Origin of the sequence: Selenobaculum gibii, from assembly GCF_030273445.1 — a bacterium.
Taxonomy (GTDB): domain Bacteria; phylum Bacillota; class Negativicutes; order ICN-92133; family ICN-92133; genus Selenobaculum; species Selenobaculum gibii.
The window spans coordinates 1,794,576-1,815,272 of the sequence record NZ_CP120678.1 but is presented as its reverse complement, the minus strand read 5'-3'; the positions used below and the strand labels follow the sequence as shown (position 1 = coordinate 1,815,272).

Genomic DNA, 20,697 nt, shown 5'->3' with positions numbered 1-20,697 from the left:
AAATTCATAAAATTAAAAATATGAATTTTCGATTATAAATAAAATAATAAAGAAGAAAGGTGATTGTTTATGACAAATAATATTGAAAAGGATTTAGAAAATTTAAAAGTAGAAGATGTTTTTGATATGAAGTTTCTGCAAGCATTCCAAGATTCTTTTGCAAAAAGTTTAGGAATGACAGCTGTTACTGTTGATTTAGAAGGAAATCCAATAACACGCCCTAGTTACTGGACAAAATTTTGCATGGAATATACGCGTAATTCACCAATTGGAAATAAGCGTTGTATGGAGTGTGACCGTATTGGTGGAGAAACATCAGCAAAAAATGGTAGACCTGCAATTTATGAATGTCATGCTGGTTTGATGGATTTTGCAGCTCCAATTATGTTAAATGGGAAGCAGATTGGTTCAATTTTAGGAGGTCAAGTTTTAACTGAACCGTTAGTAGAAAGCAAATACAGAAAAATTGCAGAAGAAATTGGCGTTAATCCAGAGAAATATGTTGCAGCGGTTCGTGAGATTAATTATATGCCACGGGAAAATTTAGAGGCAGCGGCAAATGTTTTATTTTTAATGGCAAATGCATTTTCTCAAATGGGATATTATAAATTCTGTTTAAAAGATATGTCTGAAACTATTAATGAAAAACTAATGCATGTATCTGCGACGATGGAAGAATTAGCGGCATCAGCAAATGATGTAAATGAAAATCAGAATAATTTAAATAATGAAATTAAAAATGTAAATCTTATTTCAGTAAAAATTAACGAAGTGACAGATTTAATCAAAGATATTGCGAATGAAACACAATTGCTGGGATTAAATGCGTCTATTGAAGCTGCTCGTGCAGGCGTAGCTGGTGCTGGATTTGGTGTTGTTGCTCAAGAAATTCGCAAGTTATCCGGCAATTCGAAAGAAACCGTAGAAAAAATAAGAGAATTTACAGGGATGATTAATTCATCTGTAAATGAAACTGTAGATAAAGGGGCAGCTACATTAGAAATTGTTAGTCAACAGACTAGCGCAATTGAAAGCGTAGCAAACGAACTAGTAAAATTATCAGAAACAGCAGCTGAATTATATAATTTAGCACACGAAAAATAATTTAATAAAATAAGAATGCAATGCCTTGTCGATTTTTCAAAAAATATGTTGACAAGGCACATTTCTTCTGATATCATAATAAAAGTCGTCAGCGGGAAACGCTTACGGCACTAACTAAAAAGAAATTCATCAAAAAGAATTTCAAAAAAATATGTTGACAACAATCCTTGATTGTGTTAATATAAATGAGCTGGTTCGCCAGCAACCAAGTGTTCCTTGAAAACTAAACAATGTAGATATTAAGTAATGTATTACTTGATTCAATTATGCCAGATGTGCGGGTTTCGTTTTAAACGAAACACAAAACAAATGTTACAAAAAAGTAACAACAATTTCTTTTAAAGAAAAGATAATTATTGAGCCATTTAGGCTTTCTAATAATAAATTTATTGGAGAGTTTGATCCTGGCTCAGGACGAACGCTGGCGGCGTGCTTAACACATGCAAGTCGAACGGAGAATTATTTCGGTAATTCTTAGTGGCGAACGGGTGAGTAACGCGTAGACAACCTACCTTTTAGATGGGGACAACATCGCGAAAGCGGTGCTAATACCGAATGTTGATAATGAAATGCATGTTTCGTTATTTAAAGATGGCCTCTATATATAAGCTATCGCTAAAAGATGGGTCTGCGTCTGATTAGCTAGTTGGTGAGATAACAGCCCACCAAGGCAACGATCAGTAGCCGGTCTGAGAGGATGAACGGCCACATTGGGACTGAGACACGGCCCAAACTCCTACGGGAGGCAGCAGTGGGGAATCTTCCGCAATGGACGAAAGTCTGACGGAGCAACGCCGCGTGAGTGAAGAAGGTTTTAGGATCGTAAAGCTCTGTTGTTTAGGACGAATGTGCCTTATGCGAATAGTATGAGGTAATGACGGTACTAAACGAGAAAGCCACGGCTAACTACGTGCCAGCAGCCGCGGTAATACGTAGGTGGCAAGCGTTGTCCGGAATTATTGGGCGTAAAGGGAGCGCAGGTGGGAAAATAAGTCTGTTTTAAAAGTGCGGGGCTCAACCCCGTGATGGAATGGAAACTGTTTTTCTTGAGTGCAGGAGAGGAAAGTGGAATTCCTAGTGTAGCGGTGAAATGCGTAGATATTAGGAGGAACACCAGTGGCGAAGGCGACTTTCTGGACTGTAACTGACACTGAGGCTCGAAAGCCAGGGTAGCGAACGGGATTAGATACCCCGGTAGTCCTGGCCGTAAACGATGGGTACTAGGTGTAGGAGGTATCGACCCCTTCTGTGCCGGAGTTAACGCAATAAGTACCCCGCCTGGGGAGTACGGCCGCAAGGTTGAAACTCAAAGGAATTGACGGGGGCCCGCACAAGCGGTGGAGTATGTGGTTTAATTCGACGCAACGCGAAGAACCTTACCAGGGCTTGACATTGATTGAAAGACGTAGAGATACGTACCTCTTCTTCGGAAGACAAGAAAACAGGTGGTGCATGGCTGTCGTCAGCTCGTGTCGTGAGATGTTGGGTTAAGTCCCGCAACGAGCGCAACCCCTATCATTTGTTGCCAGCACGTAAAGGTGGGAACTCAAATGAGACTGCCGCGGATAACGCGGAGGAAGGCGGGGATGACGTCAAGTCATCATGCCCCTTATGTCCTGGGCTACACACGTACTACAATGGGATTGACAGAGGGAAGCGAAATCGCGAGATGGAGCAAACCCCAGAAACAATCTCTCAGTTCGGATTGTAGGCTGCAACTCGCCTACATGAAGTCGGAATCGCTAGTAATCGCAGGTCAGCATACTGCGGTGAATACGTTCCCGGGCCTTGTACACACCGCCCGTCACACCACGAAAGTCAGTCACACCCAAAGCCGGTGGGGTAACTCTAACGAGAGCTAGCCGTCTAAGGTGGGGCCGATGATTGGGGTGAAGTCGTAACAAGGTAGCCGTATCGGAAGGTGCGGCTGGATCACCTCCTTTCTAAGGAGACATGAGAATTTGAAATAGAATTCTTGTCATCCAGGTCGACACATTTGGCATCTACATTGATTAGTTTTGAGGGAATACAAGTATGTATTGACTCAAAAATGTTCTTTGAAAACTACACAGAAGAAACAAATGAAATTAATCAACCTCTCAAAAGAGAGAGTAAATTAACGACATTTTAGGATTCAAAAAAACAAACTAAGCATCAAAAATGATGAACTTAGAGCTTAAATGACGTAAGTCAAGCTACTAAGGGCATACGGCGGATGCCTAGGCGCCAAGAGCCGAAGAAGGACGCGATAAGCTGCGAAAAGCCATGGGGAACTGCAAGTAAGTCTTGATCCATGGATGTCCGAATGGGGGAACCCAGCAGTAGTAATGTACTGTTATCCATGCCAAAGAGCATGAGAAGGTAGACCCGGGGAACTGAAACATCTAAGTACCCGGAGGAAAAGTAATCAAATGAGATTCCCTAAGTAGCGGCGAGCGAACGGGGAAGAGCCCAAACCAGCTGACTTCGGTCAACTGGGGTTGAGGACTGACAAAAAGCGAAATTTATCTAATCGAATGACTTGGGAAAGTCAAGCGTAGAAGGTGAAACTCCTGTAGATGAAAGATAAATAAGTGGGTCAGAATCCAGAGTACCACGAGACACGAGGAACCTTGTGGGAAGCAGGGGGGACCACCCTCCAAGGCAAAATACTCCTTGGCGACCGATAGCGTATAGTACCGTGAGGGAAAGGTGAAAAGAACCCCGGGAGGGGAGTGAAAAGAACCTGAAACCGTATGTCTACAAGCAGTTGAAGCACTATAAATGTGCGACAGCGTGCCTATTGAAGAATGAACCGGCGAGTTACAGTATCTAGCGAGGTTAAGTGGAAAACACGGAGCCGAAGCGAAAGCGAGTCTTAATAGGGCGAAAGTTAGATATTGTAGACCCGAAACCGCAGTGATCTATCCATGACCAGGTTGAAGCTCAGGTAAAATTGAGTGGAGGACCGAACCCGTGAACGTTGAAAAGTTTTGGGATGAGTTGTGGATAGGGGTGAAATGCCAATCGAACGCGGAGATAGCTGGTTCTCCCCGAAATAGCTTTAGGGCTAGCCTCAAGGTAAAAAGTATAGACGGTAGAGCTCTGATCGGGCTAGGGGGCGTAAAGCTTACCGAACCCAGTCAAACTGCGAATGGCTATACTTGTACTTGGGAGTCAGACTGCGAGTGATAAGACCCGTAGTCAAAAGGGAAACAGCCCAGAACGCCGACTAAGGTCCCCAATGCTGTGCTAAGTGGCAAAGGATGTAAAGCTTCACAAACAACCAGGATGTTGGCTCAGAAGCAGCCACCATTTAAAGAGTGCGTAATAGCTCACTGGTCGAGAGGCTTTGCGCCGAAAATGTCCGGGGCTAAAGCACAGAACCGAAGTCGCGTCAGCATACTAAAGTATGTTGGGTAGGGGAGCGTTCTATACACGACGAAGGTATACCGAAAGGAGTGCTGGAGAGTATAGAAGTGAGAATGCCGGTATGAGTAGCGAAAAGGAAGGTAAGAATCCTTCCCACCGAAAGCCTAAGGTTTCCTGAGCAACGATCGTCGACTCAGGGTAAGTCGGGACCTAAGCCGAGGCAAAGAGCGTAGGCGATGGACAACAGGTAAAGATTCCTGTACCACCGATAATTGTTTGAGCAATGGAGTGACGCAGAAGGAAGGTTAAGCGGGCAGATGGAAACGCCTGTCTAAGCTGGTAGGGTGAGATGTAGGCAAATCCGCATCTTAAAAACCTGAGAAGTGACGGAAAGATGTAAGCAATTACATTGAATTTAACTGGACCACGCTGCCAAGAAAAGCTTCTAGTGAGATTAAAGGTGCCCGTACCGCAAACCGACACAGGTAGGCGGGGAGAGAATCCTAAGGTGCGCGGGAAAACCCTCGTTAAGGAACTCGGCAAAATGTATCCGTAACTTCGGGAAAAGGATAGCCATTTTTGGTGAAGCTACAAGCTAGCAGAGCTGAAGAAGGCGACAGAAGAGAGGCCCAAGCGACTGTTTACCACAAACACAGGTGCATGCGAAAGAGAAATCTGAAGTATATGTGCTGACACCTGCCCGGTGCTGGAAGGTTAAGAGGAGGGTTTAGAAGTAATTCGAAGATCTGAATTGAAGCCCCAGTAAACGGCGGCCGTAACTATAACGGTCCTAAGGTAGCGAAATTCCTTGTCGGGTAAGTTCCGACCCGCACGAAAGGTGTAACGACTTGGGCACTGTCTCAACGAGGGACCCGGTGAAATTGAAATACCTGTGAAGATGCAGGTTACCCGCGACTGGACAGAAAGACCCCATGGAGCTTTACTGCAACCTGACATTGGTTTTTGGTAAATAATGTACAGGATAGGTGGGAGACTGAGAATATGGTACGCTAGTATCATAGGAGTCAATGTTGGGATACCACCCTTTATTTACTGAAAATCTAACTGAATGAATAACAAACATCAAGACAGTGTCAGGCGGGCAGTTTGACTGGGGCGGTCGCCTCCGAAAGAGTAACGGAGGCGCCCAAAGGTTCCCTCAGCGCGGCAAGAAATCGCGCGAAGAGTGTAAAGGCAGAAGGGAGCTTGACTGCGAGACGGACAGGTCGAGCAGGTACGAAAGTAGGGCTTAGTGATCCGGTGGTACCGAGTGGAAGGGCCATCGCTCAACGGATAAAAGCTACCCTGGGGATAACAGGCTAATCTCTCCCAAGAGTCCATATCGACGGGGAGGTTTGGCACCTCGATGTCGGCTCATCACATCCTGGGGCTGAAGTAGGTCCCAAGGGTTGGGCTGTTCGCCCATTAAAGTGGTACGTGAGCTGGGTTCAGAACGTCGTGAGACAGTTCGGTCCCTATCCATCGCGGGCGTAAGAAACTTGAAGGGAGCTGCTCCTAGTACGAGAGGACCGGAGTGGACGAACCAATGGTGTACCAATTATGCCGCCAGGCGTACAGTTGGGTAGCTACGTTCGGAAAGGATAAACGCTGAAAGCATCTAAGCGTGAAACCAGCCTTAAGATGAGGTTTCTCATAGAGTAATCTAGTAAGACCCCTTGAAGAAGACAAGGTAGATAGGCCAGATGTGTAAGTACAGTAATGTATTTAGCTGACTGGTACTAATAGGTCGAGGGCTTGACTTAAAGCAGAGAGCCAATATACCATGAGCGAAAGCGAATGAAGTAGATTGAGCGAATCGCTTTACTCCGAGCGTAAAGAAATGGAGCGAGTGAGTTTCATATCTAAGCGAAGCGGAATAAAGCAAGAATAAAATGTAGTTAAGATTAATTTCAATTCTTCTGTATAGTTTTGAAGGAACATATCTAAAAAGAAAGTTCACTTCAAAAAGCACGGATGACTAGAAATGTGCAGATACAAGGCGCAGCGGAAAGAAGAGAGGGAGGCGTAATGAGAATTACGTTGACTGAACGGATTGAGCAGTAACGAAGTAGATGTGCGTTTATAGACAGACGGATCTGGTGTCGATAGCTATAGGGTACCACCTGTTCCCATACCGAACACAGTAGTTAAGCCTATACACGCCGAAAGTACTTGGATGGAAACGTCCTGGGAGGTTAGGTAGATGCCAGTTGAAATCTAGTGATGATAGCTATAGGGTACCACCTGTTCCCATACCGAACACAGTAGTTAAGCCTATATACGCCGAAAGTACTTGGATGGAAACGTCCTGGGAGGTTAGGTAGTTGCTAGTTAGAGAGGGCCAAATGAATATAAGTATTCGTTTGGCTTTTGTTATATGGTGGCTATGGTGAAGTGGTTAACACGACGGATTGTGGCTCCGTTACTCGTGGGTTCGATTCCCACTAGTCACCCCATATAATATACAGGGGTATAGCTCAATTGGTAGAGTAGTGGTCTCCAAAACCATTGGTTGTGGGTTCAAGTCCTACTGCCCCTGCCAACTTTATATTGTCCATGGAGTGGTACTCAAGAGGCTGAAGAGGACGGTTTGCTAAATCGTTAGACGCGCAAGCGTGCGTGGGTTCGAACCCCACCCACTCCGCCATTATAGGAATGTAAAGCTTTGGATTTATCCAAAGCTTTTTTTGTTAGTATTCTTTACTATTTTGAATGAATTTTCAAATTTTTGTATTAGAAATGACGATAAAGGGAACTTTTAAAATATCGTTAATTACTAGTTGAAGAACGTAAAAAAATAACTAATTTATTGTAAATTTTTATTCCTTGACTTTATTGGCAAAATGTGATTTTATTTATGTAGTAGTCTGCCGGATTTTGTCGGGGTACAGGCGTAATTTTATAGAGAAAGGCAGATTTAGTTGATGCATGAACATGAGCAAAATATTATCAATTTAGTCAATCTTACTAAACAATTTGATGATCATACCGTTTTAGATAAGATTAATTTATATATTAGGAAAAATGAGTTTCTAACCTTATTAGGACCTAGTGGTTGTGGAAAAACGACAATGTTAAGGATTATTGCTGGCTTTGAACAAGCAACGGAAGGAACAGTTCTTTTTGAGGGCAAAGATATTAATCATGTTCCACCTTATAAACGAAGAATTAATACAGTTTTTCAGAAATATGCATTATTTCCGCATATGAATGTATTTGAAAATGTGGCTTTTGGTTTAACGATAAAAAAGGTATCCAAAGATGAAATTAGAAGACGAGTAAAGGAAATGCTCGCGCTAGTTAATCTTTCTGGTTTTGAAAAAAGAAAAATTGATTCTTTGAGCGGTGGACAGCAGCAGAGAATTGCTATCGCAAGGGCTTTGATTAATGAGCCAGAGGTATTATTGCTAGATGAGCCGTTAGGTGCATTAGACTTGAAACTTCGAAAGGATATGCAGACTGAATTAAAAAAGATACAGAAACGAGTTGGCATTACCTTTATTTATGTTACTCATGATCAAGAAGAAGCTCTAACTATGAGTGACACTATTGTAATTATGAATGGTGGGCGAATTCAGCAAATTGGTCATCCGGAAGATATTTATAATGAGCCGAAGAATCCTTTTGTTGCTGATTTTATTGGTGAAAGTAATATTATTGATGGAAAAATGATAAAAGATGGTTTGACGTTTTTTGCAGGACGTGAATTTGTTTGTGTTGATGGCGGATTTCAAGAGAATGAAGCTGTCGATATTGTTGTTCGTCCAGAGGATATTCAAGTTGTTGACCAAGGATCGGGAATGTTGGTTGGTCGGGTAGAGTCGGTTACTTTTAAAGGAGTACATTATGAGATGATGATAAAAGCGGCCGAGTTTGCTTGGATGGTGCATAGTACAGTAATGGCACCAATTGGAGCAACGATTGGAATGAATATTGGACCAAATGAAATTCATGTAATGAAGAAGGTGAGAGTTTAATGGAAAAACGTTGGATTGCTTATCCGTATCACATATGGATGGCAATTTTTACAGTTGTGCCGTTAGCATTAATTGTCTTTTATGCTTTTACATTACCGAATGAATTTACATTTTCTTTAGAGAATATAAAACGTGTAATGGAACCACTTTATTTAGAAGTTTTGTTGCGTTCAATTTATTTGGCATTAGTTAGTACAGTGATTTGTTTTATTATTGGTTACCCAATGGCATTAATTTTATCTGAAACTTCGATAAAGTATCGTAATATGCTAGTTTTAATGGTAGTTATTCCAATGTGGATGAATTTTTTACTTCGTACTTACGCTTGGATGACTCTTTTAGAGAGAAAAGGGTTAATTAACTCTATTTTGACGAATCTACATTTACCTACAATTAATATTCTTTATACCGACTATGCAGTTATTTTAGGGATGGTTTATAATTTTCTGCCATTTATGATATTGCCTATTTACTCGGTATTAATGAAATTGGATAAGAGTCTTCTAGAGGCGGCAGATGATCTTGGAGCAAATAAATTGACGTCTTTTCGTAAGATTACTTTCCCATTAAGCTTACCAGGAGTCTATGCTGGGATGATTATGGTGTTTATGCCTGCCGTCACTACATTTGTTATTTCACGTTTGCTTGGTGGTGGTCAATATATGTTAATAGGAAACCTAATTGAACAGCAATTTTTGGCGATTGGTGATTGGAATTTTGGAGCATCATTATCCGTTGTTATGATGGCTTTGATTTTATGCAGTTTAGCATTCATGGGACGCTATGAAAAAGATAATAGAGGGGGAGGGATGTTTTGGTGATGAATTTTTTTAAAAAATCTTACACCGGAATTGTCTTTGCCTTTCTGTACGCGCCGATTTTTGTACTCATTATATTCTCTTTTAATGATTCAAAATCTAGAGGCAGCTGGGACGGCTTTACTTTGCGCTGGTATGAGGAGTTATTTAATAATAGTGAAATTTTAACGGCGCTTTATTACACACTCTCTGTTGCAGTAATATCAGCGATTTTAGCGACGATTATTGGAACGGTTGCCGCTTTAGCAATTCATAATCATATGAAGCCTATTCAAAAAAATATCGTTATGAATTTAACGTATCTACCAGTATTAAATCCTGATATCGTAACAGGAATTTCGTTAATGTTGTTGTTTATTTTTGTTAAAATGGACTTAGGATTTTTTTCATTATTGATTGCGCACACGGTCTTTAACGTTCCCTATGTTATTTTGGCAATTTTACCGAAATTGAAACAGTTTAATAATAGCTTATATGAGGCTGCGTTAGATTTAGGAGCCAGTCCATCTTATGCGTTTAAGAAAGTTGTTTTACCGGAGATTATGCCGGGGATTATTACTGGAGCATTGTTTGCTTTTACTTTGTCCATTGATGATTTTGTTATTAGCTTTTTTACGACGGGGTCAGGAGTGAATAATTTATCTATTTTAATTTATTCGATGGCGAGAAGGGGAATTCATCCAACAATTAACGCGTTATCTACTTTACTATTTGCTGCTGTTTTGATATTATTATTAGCGGTTAATAGGCGCATTGCGAAAGATGAAGAGAATTTTAAGGAGGCGTGAAATTGGGCAAATTAACAAAGATTTTATTCTTTATAACTCTATGTGTATTTAGTGTGGTAGCTTTAACTGGTTGTGGTGGCGAAAAAAGTGCACAGCGTCAGTTAAAAGTGTATAATTGGGGAGACTATATTGATCCTGAGGTAATCAAAGATTTTGAAAAAGAAACTGGAATTAAAGTTATCTATGATACTTTTGCGACAAATGAAGATATGTATGTGAAAATTAAATCAGGTGGTAGTGATTATGATGTTGCAATTCCTTCTGACTATATGATTAAACGTATGATTAATGAAGATCTTTTAGAAAAAATTGATTATAACAATGTACCAAACTATAAAAACATTTCTGATAAATTTAAGAATTTAGCATTTGATGCGAAAAATGAGTATTCTGTACCTTATATGTGGGGAACTGTAGGTATTATTTATAATAAAACTATGGTACAAGAGCCAGTGGATAGTTGGGGAATTTTGTGGAATAAGAAATATGCTAAACAAATTCTAATGGTAGACAGTCCTCGTGACTCTATTGGTGTTACATTAAAATATCTTGGATATTCTTTAAATACTGATAAAGATAATGAAATTGAAGCTGCTAAGCTAAAATTAATTGAGCAAAAACCGCTTGTTTTAGCATATGTAGTTGATGAAGTAAAGGATAAGATGATATCTGGTGAAGCTGCTATGGCTGTGGTATGGTCTGGCGATGCTATGTTCATGAAAGAGAAAAATTCCGACCTAGAATATGCAATTCCAAAAGAAGGAACAAATTTATGGTTTGATTCTATCGTAATTCCAAAAGGAGCAAAACATAAAAAAGAAGCTGAAGAGTTTATCAACTACTTATCAAGGCCAGATATTGCACAAAGAAATGTTGAATATATTGGTTATGCTACGCCGATTCCAGAAGTAGAAAAGAATTTGGATCCAGATGTACAAGCGGATATTGCAGCATATCCTGGAGATCAAATTTTAGCAAATACTGAAGTATTTGATGATTTATCAAAAAATCTTGTAAAATATGATAAAGCATGGACTGAAATTAAAGCAGCGAGATAATATTTAACTAAAATGCATCATTTGATGTAAAAACCGTAAGAAGAACTTTCTTACGGTTTTTATTTTGGAAAAGCTTTAGAAAAATAGCTGTATCAGGATATAGCTATGATATAATAGTAGAAAATTATTGAATTTATAGGAGATTAGTTATGCTAAGGTTATCTAAGTTAGAGTGGATTACAATTATTTTAGGTATTATATTATTATTGGGAATGGATTTTCAAAATTTAAAATTTTTAGATATTCTCTGTTTGTCTACGTATGGGATATGGATTATTTTGAAAATTGTCGTTATGATGAAAGTTAAAAAACAAAATGGTAATAATAAGAAGGGTAGGAAACCATAAAAATAAAGGTTGAAGATTATATATGGAAAAAAATTTAACGGCAGGAAACCCTGCAAAATTAATTCTAGGCTTTACAATACCGCTAATTATAGGAAATATATGCCAACAATTATATGCTGTAATTGATACCTTAATTGTAGGACGAACCTTGGGAATTCATGCGCTTGCTGCTGTTGGTTCTACTGGAAGCTTAATGTTTTTAATGATCGGTTTTTTAATCGGAGTGACTTCAGGATTCTCTATTGTTACGGGACAACGGTATGGTGCAAATGATAAAATCGGCGTGCGAAAAAGTGTCGTTGCTTGTGCAATTTTAACGTTAACTTTTACCGTATTTTTAACGATTTTTGGTATACTAACTGCACGATTTTTTTTAGAAACTATGCAAACTCCACCAGAACTTCTTGAGGATGCTTATCAATTTATTGTTGTAATATATAGTGGTATAGGAATTACAATGATATTTAATATGTTATCTAATTTGATTCGTGCTTTAGGAGATAGCAGAACGCCTTTATTTTTTCTTATTGTAGCGAGTTTATTAAATATAGGTCTCGATTTGATTTTTATCTTAGTATTTTCTATGGGGGTTCAAGGAGCTGCTCTTGCTACTGTCGTTGCGCAAGCTGTTTCAGCAATATTGTGCATCTGGTATATCATAAAATATTTACCAATATTACATGTTAAGAAGTCTGATTGGCGCGTTGAATGGAATATCCTTTGGGATCACATAAAAATTGGATTTCCTATGGGGTTTCAGGCGGCGATTATCGCAGTTGGTGCAATTGTATTACAAGTTGCGCTAAATCATCTGGGAGCAAATGCGATTGCCGCGTTTGCAGCAGCACAAAAAATTGATATGATTGCAATTATGCCGATGATGTCATTTGGTATGGCAATGGCTGCTTATACAGCACAAAATTATGGGGCGAAAAACATTGAAAGAATTAATCAAGGGGTGAATCAATGTATATTGATGTCGGTTGGTTTTAGTATTTTTATTGCATTGATAAATATCTTCTTTGGAGGCTGGATGACTAGCTTTTTTGTTGGAAATGATGAAACAGAGGTCATTCGTTTAGCACAAGTTTATTTAAATATTAATGGTGTGTTTTATTGGGTGCTATCATTATTGTTTATTTACCGATATACTTTGCAAGGGTTGGGAAAAAGTGTAGTTCCTACAGTTGCAGGAATTATGGAACTTATTATGCGGGTATTTGCTGCAATGGTTATGGCGAAATTTTTTGGGTTTGCAGGTGTAGCGAGTGCTAGCCCATTAGCATGGATAGGATCGGCTATCCCACTGATTATTGCTTACTATATAACATTAAAAAAGCTTTTTAAAAAAGAATTCTAGTAGAATAATTAAGCTAAGTAAAACTCTAGGCGAATTAAATCAGCCTGGAGTTTTCTTTAATTTAAGAGCATGAAATTGTAAATATACAGAAAAAATAATTAATGGTATAATAAACTATATGAGTAATATTTTATAAAATAAAAATGAATTTTGTCATTTATATATAGATGCTAGTCATAGTGGAAGGATGTATCTGCATGAAAAAAATAGTAACTTATTTTGAAAATTTTACTCCGCGAATGCTTGAACAATACAATAAAGCTGTACAAAAATTTTATCATGAGTTATTTGAAATTAATGTTACTGATGGAACTTATAAGATTCTTTATCATATACAGAATAAATATTTAACCTTAATTAAAAATGGGAGTATTGATGAAGGAATAAAAAATGCTACAAGTAAAATAATACATCCTGATGATAAAGAGCGTTTTTTAAGATTTGTATCATTAACGAATGTTAGAGAAAATTTATCTAATAGGAAACCTTTTATTTCAATTGAGCTTCGTCAATTATGGTATGATGAAAAATATCATTGGGTGTCGTTATTAATTTTTCCTATGGAGATGGAGGATGAAAAGGAAGCATATATATGTTTTGTAACGGATATTGATGAGAAAATGAAGGTACAGACTCAATATTTACAGGAAAAACAATATCAAGATGTCATTATTTCAGACGCTATTCTTTGTGCTGAATTTGATTTAACTAATAATACGATAAAAGAAATAGCTCCAAGAATATTAAAAACCTTATCTTTGTCTAAAAGTGCAAGTTTTTCTGATGTAATTGAGGCAGTTGCAAATGAGCTTGTTTATCCTAGTGACCGCGAGATGTTTTTGAAGAATTTAAGTATAAATTATTTGGCGTTAGCATCAAATGAAAATAATTATATTTTATCTTTTGACTATCGGTCTTTTCATGCAGCGAGTAATGACTATTTTTGGGCGGCATCTTTCGCCAATTTAATTTATGATTGCAACACTGGGCATTTGTGCTGTCGATGGTATGTAAAAGATATTAATAGTAAAAAGCAATATGAATTAGGATTAAGGGAGCGTGCTGAACGTGATCAGTTAACAGGGGTGTATAATCGCGTTACTTTTGAAATGCTCTTAGAAGATCGTCTAAAGAAGATTAAAAGTGAAATGGCCTTGATTGTTCTTGATATAGATGATTTTAAATGGATTAATGATAGTTTTGGTCATGTATATGGTGATAATGTATTAAAAAAAATTACAGCATTGCTAAAATCAATTATTGGGAATTTTGGTGTTATTGGGCGACTCGGTGGAGATGAATTTGCTATTTTTATTTCTTATTTTACTACAAGGGAAGAAGTTTTAAAGAAGGTAGATCAAATATGCAAAGCGATGCCAGATACTATCAATTTTGGCAAAGCGGAATTTAGTTTGTCGTGTTCATTAGGAGTCGCCTTTGCACCTGATGATGGAAGTTCTTTTACAGAAATTTATCGATCTGGTGATGAGGCGCAATATCAGGCAAAAAAGAATGGCAAGAATCAATGGAAGATTTATGATAAAAGCATGATTTCTGAACTAAAGAAAAAGAAAAATCATCGGATTGAAGGCTTTTATAAAGAAACGGATGAATTTAATAGCTTACTACCTAATATTTTGTTTGAAAATGGTTTAAGTATAGATACGTTAAATATTTTATTAGACTGTGTAGCGCGGCATTATGAAATTGATAATATAACGATAGTAAATTTTAGGGAGTTTAGAATTCTTGCACAGTGGTCTGCAAAAAATAAATTAATCGAGTATTTAGATTATTTTACTTTTTTAGGTAAATATAAAGAAGGGGCAATTCGAATAGTTGAAAAAGGTGAAACTTGGATTTGCAATGATGTGAGTTTACTGCCACTTGACCTAGGGGAGTTTTATTTGAATAAAGGGATTCAAGCAGAGTTGTCTATGCCAATTTATTGCGAAAAAAAAGTGAGTGCTGCTGTGATTTTTTCTTTCACAAGGGAAAAACACATATGGACATATGAAGAAATTGAGACTGCCAAACGTGTTGCAAAACTGACCAGTTCTATTTTAGAAAATATTATTTTATTAAAAGATAGTTTAGCAACGACTGCGAAACTTAAGAAGGCGTTAGATGAGTTAAAAGTGAGCGAGGAACGTTTTCGAATTGCTTTAGATAAAACTCATACTTATATATGGGAATTTGATTTGAATAAACATGAGTTTAAGAATGCACAAAAAATAGCTGAGCAATATGATGTTGATTTAATAGTTAAAGATGCGCCATATTCATTGATTAAAGAAGAAATCATACATCCCGATACGGCAAAGGATTATTTAGTTGCTCATCAAAAGATATATAATGGAGAAAAAACAGTCACATGTTTAGTTAAAATTAGAAATATACAAGGAAGATATCTTTGGCATCATATTACGTATACAAATATATTCGATCAATTTGGGCAGCCAATAAAAGCTATTGGAATATCGGAAGAAATAAATACGCAAGAATGACTTTAAATATGTTATAAATAATCTCGTAAGGTTTTGTTGAAAAATTTTTTTAATATATTTTAATATGAAAATTTTGGCTTGAAAAAATTAAAATTTTTGATTTTGTGTAAATCATTTATTTCGTCAAATAAGTAGGATAGTCATTGGATAAAATAAGATGGAGAATTTTTGCTTGGTGAAAATAAAAGAAATATGATAAAATTTATTTATCAAAAATAGGGGCAAGTTTAATTAGCCAAATATGATTGTATTTGGCTAATTTCTATATTATAGGGGGATTAAATAAGTGTTTGTACAAGATCTGATATACCAAGGGCAAGCAGATAAAGTTGCAATTGATGGCGAACTAAAGATTACTTATCGAGATTTACAAATAAGCGTAGAGGAGTATCGTAATTATTTATATTCAATAGGCATTCGTAGAGGTGATAATGTCGGAGTGCTTTCTAAAAATTCTGCGTATTATATTTATGCATATATGGCAATTGTAAGTTTAGGAGCAGTTGTTGTCCCGATCAACTTTCAACTTACTGCACGTGAAATTGCTTATATTGTTCAAGATGCAGAAATGAAGTTTTTTATTAGTGATGTTGAAGTTGAGATTAAAGAAGAACTAGAATTTTATCAGTATAAATTTCCAGTGAAAAAAATGTTGTTAACTGATATTGAAGTCAAAGCAAAAATTAAAGGGAAATATGTTCCTGCACCGAGTTTGCCGGAATCGTTTACGGAAGATGAGGTCTGTGTTATTATTTATACTTCAGGAACAACAGGAAATCCAAAGGGTGCGATGCTTACTCATAAAAATCAGGTGAGTAATGCTCGAATGTTTAAACAGGCAATTGGAATTAATGAAAATGATAATGTTTTGTGTGTACTTCCGATGTATCATTGTTTTGCGTGGACTTGCGCAGTATTAAATCCATTGTATTCAAAAGCTAGAATTACTATTTTAGATGCATTTAATCCAAAAGAAACAGTTGTTGCAATACAAAAGTTTGATGTCAACTTAATTTATGCTGTTCCGGCGATTTGTAATATACTTACCCGTACAGCTCCGACAGAAGCTTTGGCAAATGTTCATACTTTTATCGTTGGGGGAACATCTTTGCCAATAAAAATTGCTACAGATTTTGCGAAAAAATTTAACTTAACAATTTTAGAAGGATATGGATTATCGGAAGCGTCACCTGTTGTCGCGGTAAATACGAAAAATAAATATCGTTTGGGATCTATTGGTTGTCCATTACCAGACATCGAAGTTAAAATTATTGATGCCAATGGAAAAGGGGTGTCTCGGGGTGAAGTCGGTGAATTAATCGTTCGAGGTGATAATGTAATGAAAGGCTATTATCATTTGCCTGAGGCTACAAAGGCTGCACTAAAACCAGATGGATGGCTGCATACAGGAGATATTGCATATCAAGATGAAGATGGATTTATTTTTATTGTTGATCGGTTGAAAGATATGTTAATTAGTAGTGGAGAAAATGTTTATCCGCGCGAAATTGAAGAGGTCTTGTATACGTATGATGGAGTAATGGAAGCTGCTGTTGTTGGTAGGGAAGATAAATTGCGAGGACAGGCTGTAGTTGCTTATATCGTTCCTGCGGATGGTGTAGTCATTGATAAAAAAGAAGTAAAGGATTATTTGCAGCGAAATCTGGCGATTTATAAAGTACCAAGGGAAATTCATATTGTCGATCATTTCCCTAAAAGTCAGACTGGAAAAATATTAAAAAGATTATTATCGTGAGAAGAAAAAACAAATTTTTTTGATTTATAAAAATTTAACATGATAATAACAAAAAATCCTCCTTAAGTTGTATGATGAACGTACAAATGTTAAGGAGGATTTTATTTCATGATAAAAATAAAACTAAGAAAAAATTATGTAAAGCAATTCTTACCTCTTAGACAGCTTTGGTATATGGCAGTGAATCCAGAACTTTCTTTTACTGTTCTTTACGTAGTACAACAAGAACAATTGATAACTATTTTGCCGACTCATCAGGCAAAACTTATTGTCAGATAAACCTTTGATTTTCTTATTGAAGTAAAAGAGGTGCAGAAAAAAGGTATTCAAGTAATGATAAATAGAAATTTAGCAGAAAAACATTTTGGAGAACGACGAACAATTCGTTATCAAGTTACTGATGAAAAAGCGATTAAAAAGGTTAAAAATATAATTTTAATGACATAAGTTTGCAACCAAGAGAATCGTCCCTTATTCCAACTTTGCAAGTTGGAAAACGTGAAATTGCAGATATAATTTAATGCGATATAAAAAAGAAGAGGAATTTTGAAGTTTTGCGCGAATTTTATAAATAAAACTGAATATTTTCGAGAAGATGTAGAGAATGTATTTAATTTAATTATTCATAGGTAAACCTATATACAATGAGACTGGTCTGGCTACTGCTGAATTAGTCTCTTTTTTCTTAAAAAATGATTTTATGGGAGTGGGAGATATGAATAGTCAATTAGTAGAAAAACTCAAATTAAAGTATTCTCCAGTTGCAATTTTGTTTAGTAATGAAAAGCCAAAGGAAGCAATGCAGTTTCAAGAAGGAAAACGCGCTTGCGTAATTGCACTTTTGACTGCGGCCACAAAAGGAAAAACGGCGGTATTTGATCGTAAAACTGCTGGCTGTGTCGGTGGCATGGCAGGAATTTGCTTTGGCAATCAGTATCATTTAATGCCAGGTGGTATTGATTATTTCCTTTCAACGGGTCGGGGCGAAGGCTATCCAGCAGGCGAAGGTTATATAAAAACGCCGGAATTAGCCAAAGCTTTTGTTGATTCGCTTCCGTATACAGATATTGAAGCAGAGTATGTTATTTTCAAACCGTTAAAAGATGTTGATTGTGCAGCGGAAAAGCCAGCTTTAGTTTGCATGTATGCAAATCCGGATCAGCTTTCAGCATTAGTTGTTTTGGCAAATTATAATAGGGAGACAAATGATAATGTTGTGATTCCATTTGCGGCGGGGTGCCAATCTATCTGTCTATTGCCGTATGCACAAGGGAAAAAATCGTTACCTAAAGCGGTTATTGGTATGACAGATATAACGGCACGCCCAATTGTTCCTGCTGAAACACTTTCTTTTACAGTTCCTTTTGAAATGTTTCAAGAGATGGAAAAAAATTCAGCAGGGTCTTTTTTAGATAAAGAAGATTGGGGAAAAATAGCGAAGCGAATTTAATTGTAGATTTACAGAATTTATTAGACTAGACTCATATAATATGATAGAATAATGAGCTATGGTATGGTTTTTTGAATGGTTAATAAAATATGATAATATAGAAAAAGGATTGATTAAGTAACATATGATTAGTACGAGTGGTTTAACTTTACAATTTGGGAAAAGAATATTATTTAAAGATGTAAGCATAAAATTTACACCTGGAAATTGTTATGGTGTGATTGGTGCAAATGGTGCTGGTAAATCTACATTTTTGAAATTATTAGCTGGTGATATTGAACCGACAAAAGGTACGGTAGACATTACGCCTGGCGAAAGATTGGCAGTATTAAAACAAAACCATTATGAATTTGATGAATATGAAGTTTTGCGTACAGTAATTATGGGGCATAAACGTTTAGTCGAAATTATGGATGAAAAAGATGAAATTTATGCAAAACCTGAATTTTCTGATGAAGATGGTATGCGTGTTTCAGAACTGGAATGTGAGTTTGCTGAATTAGATGGCTGGGAAGCAGAGCCAGAAGCAGCTCGTTTATTAAATGGCCTTGGAATTCCAGAGGAACTTCATACACAAAAAATGGCGGATTTGAGTGGGAAAGAGAAAGTACGTGTATTATTAGCACAGGCTTTATTTGGTAATCCTGATATTTTATTATTGGATGAACCGACAAATCATCTTGATATTGAATCCATTAATTGGTTGGAAGATTTCTTGGCAAATTTTGAAAATACAGTTATCGTTGTATCACATGATCGTCATTTTTTAAATCAAGTATGTACGCATATTGCCGATGTTGATTTTGAAGGTATTCAACTGTATGTTGGTAACTATGATTTTTGGCTAGAATCTAGTCAGTTAGCATTACAATTGGCAAAAGATGCAAATAAGAAAAAAGAAGAAAAGATGAAAGATTTGCAAACGTTTATTCAACGCTTCAGTGCAAACGCATCAAAGTCTAAACAGGCAACGTCTCGTAAAAAATTATTAGAAAAAATTACGCTTGATGATATTAAACCATCAACGCGCCGTTATCCATATATCGCATTTAAACCAGAGCGCGAAGCCGGCAATCAATTGTTACAAGTTGAAGGTTTAACGAAAGTTATTGATGGTGAAAAAGTACTTGATAACGTCAGCTTCTTTGTAAATAAAGGCGACAAAATTGCATTTGTAGGTTCAGATGGGTTGGCAAAGACGACGTTGTTTAAAATTCTTATGGGTGAAATGGAAGCGGACGCTGGTGAATTTAAATGGGGAATTACTACAACGCAGGCATACTTGCCAAAAGATAATTCCGCTTATTTTGATGGCGTGCATTTAAATTTGGTAGATTGGCTTCGTCAATATTCTGTTGACCAAGATGAATCCTTTATTCGTGGCTTTTTAGGCAGAATGTTATTTTCCGGAGAAGAATCACTAAAAGAAGCATCTGTACTTTCAGGGGGAGAAAAAGTTCGTTGTATGCTTTCTAAGATGATGCTGAGTGGCTCAAACGTATTGCTATTAGATGAACCAACAAATCATCTTGATTTGGAATCTATTACATCTTTGAATAATGGGCTTATTGCGTTTACGGGCACGATGCTTTTCGTATCGCATGACCATGAATTTATTCAAACGATTGCAAATCGTATCATCGAAATTACGCCAAATGGATTAATTGATAGAACGATGACTTACGATGAATATTTAGAAAATGCAGAAGTAAAAAAACAACAAAAAGAAAAATATAAAAATTAAAATGAGAACCTCGAAGATGATTCTTTGCTTCGAGGTTCTTTTTTACTTATTATGCAATTATTGTATTAGATGTTAAAGAATTTTTTATGAATGATAAGAAAATATGGAGTAAAGTCATGCAGCAAAGCGTACCTGAAGTATGATGGAATGGTCATAAGAAGCATAGAAAGAAGCTTACTAATTCAAAGAAGAAAATATTCAGTTTGGTAGTTTTATCAATGATGGGGTCTAAGACATCTGATAGTCTGCAAATGAATTTGCAGGCATGATAGCATAGCCTTTCCTCAGAATATTATATAATTCTTTTCGACATATTTGCAAAAATTTTATTCTATGATGTTAAAAAGGATACGATTCTATTTCTAGAAAATCGTATCCTTTTCTTGGCTAAAAAAAAAAATTTTTTTGATAACTGATATAGTCATTTGTTATATGAC

Annotated in this window: 13 protein-coding genes, 3 tRNA genes and 4 rRNA genes; all 20 read left to right on the top strand. The window is 36.8% G+C overall.

Features of this window, described 5'->3' with window-relative positions; genetic code table 11:
• Positions 1-69: 69 nt before the first annotated feature.
• The 20 genes from P3F81_RS08600 (at position 70) to P3F81_RS08505 (ending at position 20,260) form a co-directional block, all read left to right on the top strand.
• Positions 70-1,104 (top strand): PocR ligand-binding domain-containing protein, encoded by a 1,035-nt coding sequence (locus P3F81_RS08600; protein WP_147670571.1) that lies wholly within the window; start codon positions 70-72, stop codon positions 1,102-1,104.
• A gap of 386 nt (positions 1,105-1,490) precedes the next feature.
• Positions 1,491-3,047: ribosomal RNA gene (locus tag P3F81_RS08595) — 16S ribosomal RNA — on the top strand.
• A gap of 245 nt (positions 3,048-3,292) precedes the next feature.
• Positions 3,293-6,218 (top strand): 23S ribosomal RNA (locus P3F81_RS08590).
• 332 nt (positions 6,219-6,550) lie between these two features.
• Positions 6,551-6,667: ribosomal RNA gene (rrf, locus tag P3F81_RS08585) — 5S ribosomal RNA — on the top strand.
• A 4-nt stretch (positions 6,668-6,671) separates the two neighbouring features.
• Positions 6,672-6,788: ribosomal RNA gene (gene rrf, locus P3F81_RS08580) — 5S ribosomal RNA — on the top strand.
• Together the 16S, 23S and 5S rRNA genes with 3 tRNA genes alongside form the textbook arrangement of a ribosomal RNA operon.
• A 47-nt stretch (positions 6,789-6,835) precedes the next feature.
• Positions 6,836-6,911, top strand: a tRNA-His gene (locus tag P3F81_RS08575).
• Between the two features lie 10 nt (positions 6,912-6,921).
• A tRNA-Trp gene (locus P3F81_RS08570) sits at positions 6,922-6,997 on the top strand.
• Positions 6,998-7,013: 16 nt separating this feature from the next.
• A tRNA-Ser gene (locus P3F81_RS08565) sits at positions 7,014-7,102 on the top strand.
• Positions 7,103-7,379: 277 nt separating this feature from the next.
• Complete coding sequence (gene potA, locus P3F81_RS08560; protein ID WP_147669720.1) at positions 7,380-8,432, top strand: spermidine/putrescine ABC transporter ATP-binding protein; 1,053 nt, start codon at positions 7,380-7,382, stop codon at positions 8,430-8,432.
• Positions 8,432-9,253: an ABC transporter permease gene (locus P3F81_RS08555; protein WP_147669721.1), complete on the top strand. Its 822-nt coding sequence runs from the start codon at positions 8,432-8,434 to the stop codon at positions 9,251-9,253. The genes potA and P3F81_RS08555 overlap by 1 nt, the downstream gene beginning before the upstream one ends.
• Complete coding sequence (locus P3F81_RS08550) at positions 9,253-10,038, top strand: ABC transporter permease (RefSeq protein WP_147669962.1); 786 nt, start codon at positions 9,253-9,255, stop codon at positions 10,036-10,038. Before P3F81_RS08555 ends, P3F81_RS08550 begins: the two co-directional genes overlap by 1 nt.
• Before the next feature lie 2 nt (positions 10,039-10,040).
• Entirely contained in the window at positions 10,041-11,096 is a 1,056-nt protein-coding gene (locus P3F81_RS08545; RefSeq protein ID WP_309320319.1) for an ABC transporter substrate-binding protein, read from the top strand.
• Positions 11,097-11,245: 149 nt separating this feature from the next.
• Positions 11,246-11,443, top strand: coding sequence for a hypothetical protein (locus P3F81_RS08540; protein WP_147669723.1), 198 nt, complete (start codon positions 11,246-11,248; stop codon positions 11,441-11,443).
• 22 nt (positions 11,444-11,465) lie between these two features.
• Positions 11,466-12,803, top strand: a complete 1,338-nt coding sequence (locus P3F81_RS08535; protein ID WP_147669724.1) for an MATE family efflux transporter — start codon at positions 11,466-11,468, stop codon at positions 12,801-12,803.
• Positions 12,804-13,000: 197 nt separating this feature from the next.
• Positions 13,001-15,310: a diguanylate cyclase domain-containing protein gene (locus P3F81_RS08530; RefSeq protein WP_309320317.1), complete on the top strand. Its 2,310-nt coding sequence runs from the start codon at positions 13,001-13,003 to the stop codon at positions 15,308-15,310.
• A 286-nt stretch (positions 15,311-15,596) separates the two neighbouring features.
• Positions 15,597-17,066, top strand: coding sequence for a class I adenylate-forming enzyme family protein (locus tag P3F81_RS08525; RefSeq protein ID WP_147669726.1), 1,470 nt, complete (start codon positions 15,597-15,599; stop codon positions 17,064-17,066).
• Between the two features lie 108 nt (positions 17,067-17,174).
• Positions 17,175-17,345 (top strand): hypothetical protein, encoded by a 171-nt coding sequence (locus P3F81_RS08520; RefSeq protein WP_309320313.1) that lies wholly within the window; start codon positions 17,175-17,177, stop codon positions 17,343-17,345.
• 30 nt (positions 17,346-17,375) lie between these two features.
• Positions 17,376-17,513, top strand: coding sequence for a hypothetical protein (locus P3F81_RS08515; protein ID WP_309320311.1), 138 nt, complete (start codon positions 17,376-17,378; stop codon positions 17,511-17,513).
• 268 nt (positions 17,514-17,781) lie between these two features.
• Positions 17,782-18,516 (top strand): DUF169 domain-containing protein, encoded by a 735-nt coding sequence (locus P3F81_RS08510; protein WP_147669727.1) that lies wholly within the window; start codon positions 17,782-17,784, stop codon positions 18,514-18,516.
• A gap of 124 nt (positions 18,517-18,640) precedes the next feature.
• Positions 18,641-20,260, top strand: coding sequence for an ABC-F family ATP-binding cassette domain-containing protein (locus tag P3F81_RS08505; protein ID WP_147669728.1), 1,620 nt, complete (start codon positions 18,641-18,643; stop codon positions 20,258-20,260).
• Positions 20,261-20,697: the final 437 nt, after the last annotated feature.

Excerpts from the sequence above, each read along its gene's own strand:
- P3F81_RS08600 (WP_147670571.1), top strand. The coding sequence starts at position 70 with ATGACAAATAATATTGAAAAGGATTTAGAAAATTTAAAAGTAGAAGAT.
- potA (WP_147669720.1), top strand. The coding sequence starts at position 7,380 with ATGCATGAACATGAGCAAAATATTATCAATTTAGTCAATCTTACTAAA.
- P3F81_RS08555 (WP_147669721.1), top strand. The coding sequence starts at position 8,432 with ATGGAAAAACGTTGGATTGCTTATCCGTATCACATATGGATGGCAATT.
- P3F81_RS08550 (WP_147669962.1), top strand. The coding sequence starts at position 9,253 with ATGAATTTTTTTAAAAAATCTTACACCGGAATTGTCTTTGCCTTTCTG.
- P3F81_RS08540 (WP_147669723.1), top strand. The coding sequence starts at position 11,246 with ATGCTAAGGTTATCTAAGTTAGAGTGGATTACAATTATTTTAGGTATT.
- P3F81_RS08535 (WP_147669724.1), top strand. The coding sequence starts at position 11,466 with ATGGAAAAAAATTTAACGGCAGGAAACCCTGCAAAATTAATTCTAGGC.
- P3F81_RS08530 (WP_309320317.1), top strand. The coding sequence starts at position 13,001 with ATGAAAAAAATAGTAACTTATTTTGAAAATTTTACTCCGCGAATGCTT.
- P3F81_RS08520 (WP_309320313.1), top strand. The coding sequence starts at position 17,175 with ATGATAAAAATAAAACTAAGAAAAAATTATGTAAAGCAATTCTTACCT.
- P3F81_RS08510 (WP_147669727.1), top strand. The coding sequence starts at position 17,782 with ATGAATAGTCAATTAGTAGAAAAACTCAAATTAAAGTATTCTCCAGTT.
- P3F81_RS08505 (WP_147669728.1), top strand. The coding sequence starts at position 18,641 with ATGATTAGTACGAGTGGTTTAACTTTACAATTTGGGAAAAGAATATTA.